This window comes from Clostridium gallinarum, assembly GCF_014836325.1.
Classification (GTDB): Bacteria; Bacillota; Clostridia; order Clostridiales; family Clostridiaceae; genus Clostridium; species Clostridium gallinarum.
Genome location: NZ_JACSQZ010000043.1, coordinates 23,939 through 30,272 on the forward strand (window position 1 = coordinate 23,939; position 6,334 = coordinate 30,272).

The 6,334-nt window shown below is 25.0% G+C and carries 5 protein-coding genes; 1 reads left to right on the plus strand and 4 read right to left on the minus strand.

The window, feature by feature from the left end; translation table 11 throughout:
- Positions 1–90 precede the first annotated feature (90 nt).
- From H9660_RS11420 to H9660_RS11430, 3 genes are all read right to left on the minus strand, one after another.
- Positions 91–1,551 (minus strand): protein adenylyltransferase SelO, encoded by a 1,461-nt coding sequence (locus H9660_RS11420; protein WP_191750507.1) that lies wholly within the window; start codon positions 1,549–1,551, stop codon positions 91–93.
- Positions 1,552–1,729: 178 nt separating this feature from the next.
- Entirely contained in the window at positions 1,730–3,667 is a 1,938-nt protein-coding gene (locus H9660_RS11425) for a KUP/HAK/KT family potassium transporter (protein ID WP_191750508.1), read from the minus strand.
- A 245-nt stretch (positions 3,668–3,912) separates the two neighbouring features.
- Positions 3,913–4,434 (minus strand): biotin transporter BioY, encoded by a 522-nt coding sequence (locus H9660_RS11430; RefSeq protein ID WP_191750509.1) that lies wholly within the window; start codon positions 4,432–4,434, stop codon positions 3,913–3,915.
- Positions 4,435–4,609: 175 nt separating this feature from the next.
- On the opposite strand from H9660_RS11430, the gene H9660_RS11435 reads away from it, so the two are divergent.
- Complete coding sequence (locus tag H9660_RS11435; RefSeq protein ID WP_191750510.1) at positions 4,610–5,602, plus strand: biotin--[acetyl-CoA-carboxylase] ligase; 993 nt, start codon at positions 4,610–4,612, stop codon at positions 5,600–5,602.
- An 11-nt stretch (positions 5,603–5,613) separates the two neighbouring features.
- On the opposite strand, the gene H9660_RS11440 is transcribed toward H9660_RS11435, so the two are convergent.
- Positions 5,614–6,213, minus strand: a complete 600-nt coding sequence (locus H9660_RS11440; RefSeq protein ID WP_191750511.1) for a nuclease-related domain-containing protein — start codon at positions 6,211–6,213, stop codon at positions 5,614–5,616.
- Positions 6,214–6,334 lie beyond the last annotated feature (121 nt).

The following is a 6,334-nucleotide window of genomic DNA, read 5'->3' on the forward strand; positions in this document are numbered from 1 at the left end:
ACTATACCAATTATACTTATAAACTAAAATATGTAAATTATAAAAAGAGGTAGCCATAATTATGGTTACCTCTTTTATTGATTATTATTTTTATGTTCCACAAAATGTTCTATAAGGAATATTAGTTGGTTTTGGTAGTTTAGTGTATTCTTCTTTATCCTCTATATAATCAAATGGATCAGATAAAGCATTTAAAAGATTATTAATTACAGTATAGTCATTATTTTTAACTGCTGCTTCTATTGCTTCTTCTACACGATGATTTCTTGGTATAATTGATGGATTCATACTTTTCATAAGTTTAACTATTTCTTCTTCAGATTTATTTTCTTTACTTAATCTTTCCTTCCACCTATTATTCCATTTTTTAAATTCTTCTGTTTCGAACATTATAATATCGTCTTTTTTTCCTAAGGTTAAATTTCTAAAAGTATTTGTATAATCAGCCTCATATTTATTCATTAAATTTAAAAGGTCATTTATTAAATTTTCATCCTCTTCTATATTAGTAAATAGACCTAACTTCTTTCTCATTCCTAAAATATAATTTCCCTTATATATTTCATCAAATTTTGAAATTTCTTTTTGAGCTAAATTTATGGCCTCTTTCTCACTATCACTTAATAACGGTATTAAAGTTTCAGCAAAGCGTGCTAAATTCCAAGCAATAATATATCTTTGATTAGCATAAGCATATCTTCCTTGATAATCTATAGAACTAAAAACTGTATTAGGATTATAAGTATCCATAAATGCACAAGGACCATAATCTATTGTTTCTCCACTTATAGTGACATTATCAGTATTCATAACTCCATGTATAAAACCAACTTGAATCCATTTAGATACTAAACTTGCTTGTTTTTTTATCACTTCTTTTAATAGATATAAATATGGATTTTCTTTTTCTAACCCTTCTTTATAATGTCTTTCTAGAGTATAATCTGCTAAAGCTTTTAAATCTTTATAGCTTGTAAATCTTGCTGCATATTGAAAAGTACCAACCCGTATGTGACTTGATGCTATACGAGTTAAAACTGCTCCTGGTTCTATTTTTTCTCTGATTATTGATTCACCTGTTTCTACTACAGCTAAACTACGTGTAGTTGGTATTTTAAGTCCATACATAGCTTCGCTTATAATATATTCTCTAAGCATAGGACCAAGTGCTGCCTTTCCATCACCACCTCTTGAGTAAGGTGTTCTTCCTGCTCCTTTTAATTGAATATCTAGTCTTTTATCATTTATTATGTGCTCTCCTAATAATATAGCTCTACCATCTCCAAGCATTGTAAAATGTCCAAATTGATGTCCTGCATAAGCTTGAGAAATTGGAGTGCTTCCTTCATAAATTGAATTACCTGCTAGTATTTCAACACCACTATAGCTTTTTAAAGCCTCTGAATTTAATCCTATTTCTTTTGCTAAACTATCATTAAACATAACTAATTTAGGTTTTGTAACTTTACTAGGGTATTGAATTGTATAAAATAAATCTGAAAGCTTTAAATAACTATTATCAAAATTAAAATTTATATCATTTTCTTTCATTTTTCTTCCTTTCACATTAAATAGTTCTTATATATTTTTAACATATAAATCATTATTATACTAATATTGATATTTATTTTTAAATAATAAATATTATCTTTTATTTTATTATATCATTTTTATAATATAATAAAAGAATAAGACTACGAAAATATTAATCGTAGTCCTATTCTTTTAATTAATCTATTCTTTTCAATACTATTGTTTCCTTATTACCAATTATTATTGGTACTTTTTCTATTTTAACAATGCTTGTATCTATTCCAAACCATTTTGCAGGAGATACAGTTACCTTTTTTATTAAAAGTTTTGTACTAATTATAAAGTTATCCCATCTAGATAGTTCACTTTCATTTGAAAGTGTTTCTTCTAAAAGTACAAATTTAAAATCTCCAACTACACATCTTCCATTATAAGCTATCATATAATCTTTAGGATTATATTTTACTTCTCCAGTTCTAACTAAATCTTGTATTATTTGATGTAAAAATACATTTATTTTTTGGTCTACTCTAAATCCAAGTTTGAATTGAACACTGAAAGCTTCATTAGGAACAATAGTTTTTACACTATACTCTGTAGTATATGGTTCATCAGTTACTTTCACATTTATAAACCAATAAAATTTTGCTCTCTTAGGTTGTTTATTAAAAATAGAATAAATAATTTTGCTTTCTATTTCTTTATAATTTTGAGATTCTGTTAAATATACAAGATTTGTAGCATATAAAGGAAGCTCTTCATCTTCTTTTAATGATTCTAAATTATTTTTAAAATCTAATATAGATGCATATTGACTAAATCTTTTTCTTATCTTGGTACCATATATCCAAATATACATTAAGAAAATAAGTGCTCCAGAAATTATAATTGTTACATATCCTCCATGAATAAACTTAAATAAATTTGCATATAAGAAACTTCCTTCAATAAGTATAAAAATTATAAATACAATAATAGAAATAGCTTTTTTCTTTTTATTATATTTTAAATATTGATTTAATAATATAGTTGTCATTAACATAGTTATAGTTATTGCCAAACCATATGCAGCTTCCATATTTTCTGATTTTTTAAATTTAAGAACTAATAATACACATCCAATATATAATAAATAATTAACTGCTGGTATATAAATTTTACCTTTATCATCATTTGGATATCTGACTTTAAGCTTTGGGAACATATTTAACTTTATTGCTTCTGACACAAGAGTAAATGATCCTGTAATTAAAGCTTGGCTAGCAATTATTGCTGCTATAGTTGCAATTATAGTTCCTGTAACTACAAACCAATTTGGCATAATTAGGAAAAATGGATTTGATTCAATTACTTTTCCTTCTCTTAATAGCAGCCAAGCTCCTTGTCCTAAATAATTAATTACTAAGCATATTTTAACAAATATCCACGTATAGTGAATATTTTTCCTTCCACAATGTCCAAGATCAGAATATAAAGCTTCAGCACCAGTCGTACATAGAAATACAGCCCCTAGAATATATACACTTCTAGGACTTGTAAACAATAAATGTATTCCATAATAGGGATTTAATGCTTTAATTATTTGAGGATATTGTAGAATATTAGTACATCCCAATACAAATAACATTAAAAACCATATTACCATCATTGGTCCAAACATCTTTCCAATTACATCTGTTCCAAATCTTTGAAGTAAAAATAATACTGTTAATATACTAATTACAATTATAATTATCCCATTAGTTTCAATAGGAAAAACTAATGTTAACCCTTCTATAGCAGATGTTACGGTTACTGGTGGAGTTATCATTCCATCTGCAAGTAAGGAAGCCCCTCCAACAACAGCAGGAATTATTAACCACTTAGCATTCTTTCTTACTAATGTATATAGAGAAAATATTCCTCCTTCACCTTTATTATCTGCTTCTAGTGTTATCAATACATATTTTATAGTTGTTTGTAATGTTAATGTCCAAAAGACTAAAGATACTCCCCCTAATATTAATCCTTTAGAAACATATCCATTGTTTACTCCTAACATTGATTTCATAACATATAATGGTGATGTACCAATGTCTCCATAAACTATTCCTAATGCTACGAGTAAAGATGCTGCAGTAATTTTTTTATTCATTTTTATTTATCTCCTTTATTTACTTGCCATAAAATTACTTCAACTTATTATAATCTCCTAAACTTTTAATGTCCACATCAATATATTTAAAAAAAATTAACATTTTGGACATAATTCCTTGTAATTTATAATTTAAGTCTTATTATCTTTAATTTATTGTTTTTTTCTAAAGAATTAACCTATATTATATAAATATTCTCCATAAAAATATAAAGCAGTGATTACTCAATGCTTTATATTTTTATCTATTCAATAACTTTATTTAATTTAATTGCTATTATTACACTAAAAAAACATTTAAAAAAATCTCCTATTATAAAAGGAAATACCGCTAATGATAATGCTGATATTATACCTATATTTTGTATCATACTCATATATATAGATCCAATTGCGTATAAAAAAATCATTCCGACTAATATAGTTATGGTTAAATATCTTTTAAAATTATTGTTTTTTCCCTTTAAATAACTAATTAATGGTGATACAATCAGAAAGCCTATTATAAATCCACCAGTTGGTCCAAATAATTTACCTAAGCCACTTGTCCCACCCGAAAAAACTGGTAACCCAAAAATACCTAAGAAAATATATACTGCTACTGCTAAAAATGATTCTTTAGGTTTAAGAATTAATGCAGTTATATTAATTGCTATTGTTTGAGCAGTAATCATTATAGGCGTAAATGGTAATGGAAAAGCAATATATGATGATATACAAATTATTGCTATACAAATTGATACTTTTGTCAAATTTCTTATTTTCATATTAAGTTCTCACTTTCTAATTCTACAAATACAATATACCTTTGGAAAATAATCGTATTGGAAATATATTTATATAATAATTTATATCAAAACATTAGTCAACCAATCATTAATTAAAAGTTGACAATGTTTATGTTATAATATTTTTATAAAAAATTATATTATAGGAGAAAATATGAGTGTAAAAAATAAAACATTATATGTATTAGAAAATAATAAGGGAGATTTTATCTCAGGCACTGAAATAGCAAAAAATCTTTCTGTAAGTAGAAATGCTGTTTGGAAATCAATAAGAATATTACAAAATGAAGGTTACAATATATTAGCAGTGAAAAATAAAGGTTATTGTCTTTCGATAGATACTGATATATTATCTCCTCAAAGTATTACTAAATACCTAAATAATAAAAATACAACAAATTTTAATATTAGTGTCTATAAAACCATAACTTCAACTAATGATTTAGCTAAGGAACTTGCAATTAAGGGTGCAAATGAAGGTACAATAATTATTGCTGAGGAACAATCTAAGGGCCGTGGTAGATTTAATAGAAAATTCTATTCACCTAAAGGAACAGGAATTTATATGAGTATTGTATTAAGACCAAAATTACATGCATCAAATGCTTTTCTTATAACTATTGCTGCAGCTGTTGCTGTTTCAGAATCTATAGATTTAGTTTGTAATAAAGAAACTAAAATAAAGTGGGTTAATGACATATATTGTGATAATAAAAAAGTATGTGGAATATTAACAGAAGCATCTATGGATTTTGAAAGTGGAATGGTTGATTATGTTATTTTAGGTATTGGTATAAATGTCAAAGAACCTGAAAAAGGATTTGCAGATGAAATTAAAGATATTGCAACAAGTATATTAGATAATGATACTCCATTGTTAGAAAATATAAGAAGTAAGCTTATCTCAGAAATTTTAAATAGATTCTGGGTTTATTATGAAAATATTGAAAATAGGTCATTTATAGACTCATATAAAAAGAGATCCTTATTAATAGGAAAAAATATAATTATTCATTCTAAAAATAATTTTGAAAAAGCTATAGTACTAGAAATTGATGATGATTGCAAACTTAAAGTAAAAATGGAAGATGGTAGCGTTAGATTACTATCTTCTGGTGAAGTTAGTATAAAAAAGTGTGAACCATAAAATTCACACTTTTATGAAATAATTCTTGATATTCTTTTTACATGCTTTTTTCTTTCTCTATTGCTATTAATATTATTTTTTTTTATCAAATTATACATATTATCTATCTCTTCTTTAGTTAACATATTATTAGATTTATATTTTCTAATAAATCTTTTTAGTTTTTTTACTTGGATAACAGGAGTGTCAGTTTCTATTTTTTTTAAAGTAGATTTATTAGTAAAAACTATTATAGAAATAAAAATATTCTTTCTATCTATGTGTTTCTCTAAAGTTTTAATATGTCCATAATTTTGCCTTATTGGATTATAAAATTTATTCTTTTTTGAATTTATCACTTGAGTCCATTCTCTAGAATACTCATCTCCATATATCATTCCACTATAATCTTTTGTTTCAATGACAAAGATACCTTTTTTCCCTATAAGTATATGATCTATTTGACTTGTACCATTGTTACTTTTAATCATTATATCATTAAGAAGTTTATATCCTTTTATTCTACTTAATATATCTTTTACTTCTTTTTCTCCTGGATTAATTTTCTTTCTTTTTCTATTTATACTTATTAAAATAATAATCAAAATAAGTAATATCAATAGTATATTCATTTTAAATACCTACCTTTTCTTTTGTTTTATATATAAATTAAATTTTATATATAATCTATATTTTTGTAAATTACTTTGTTTTTTTGTTTTTATTATCATTTACGAGGATATTATATAAGAC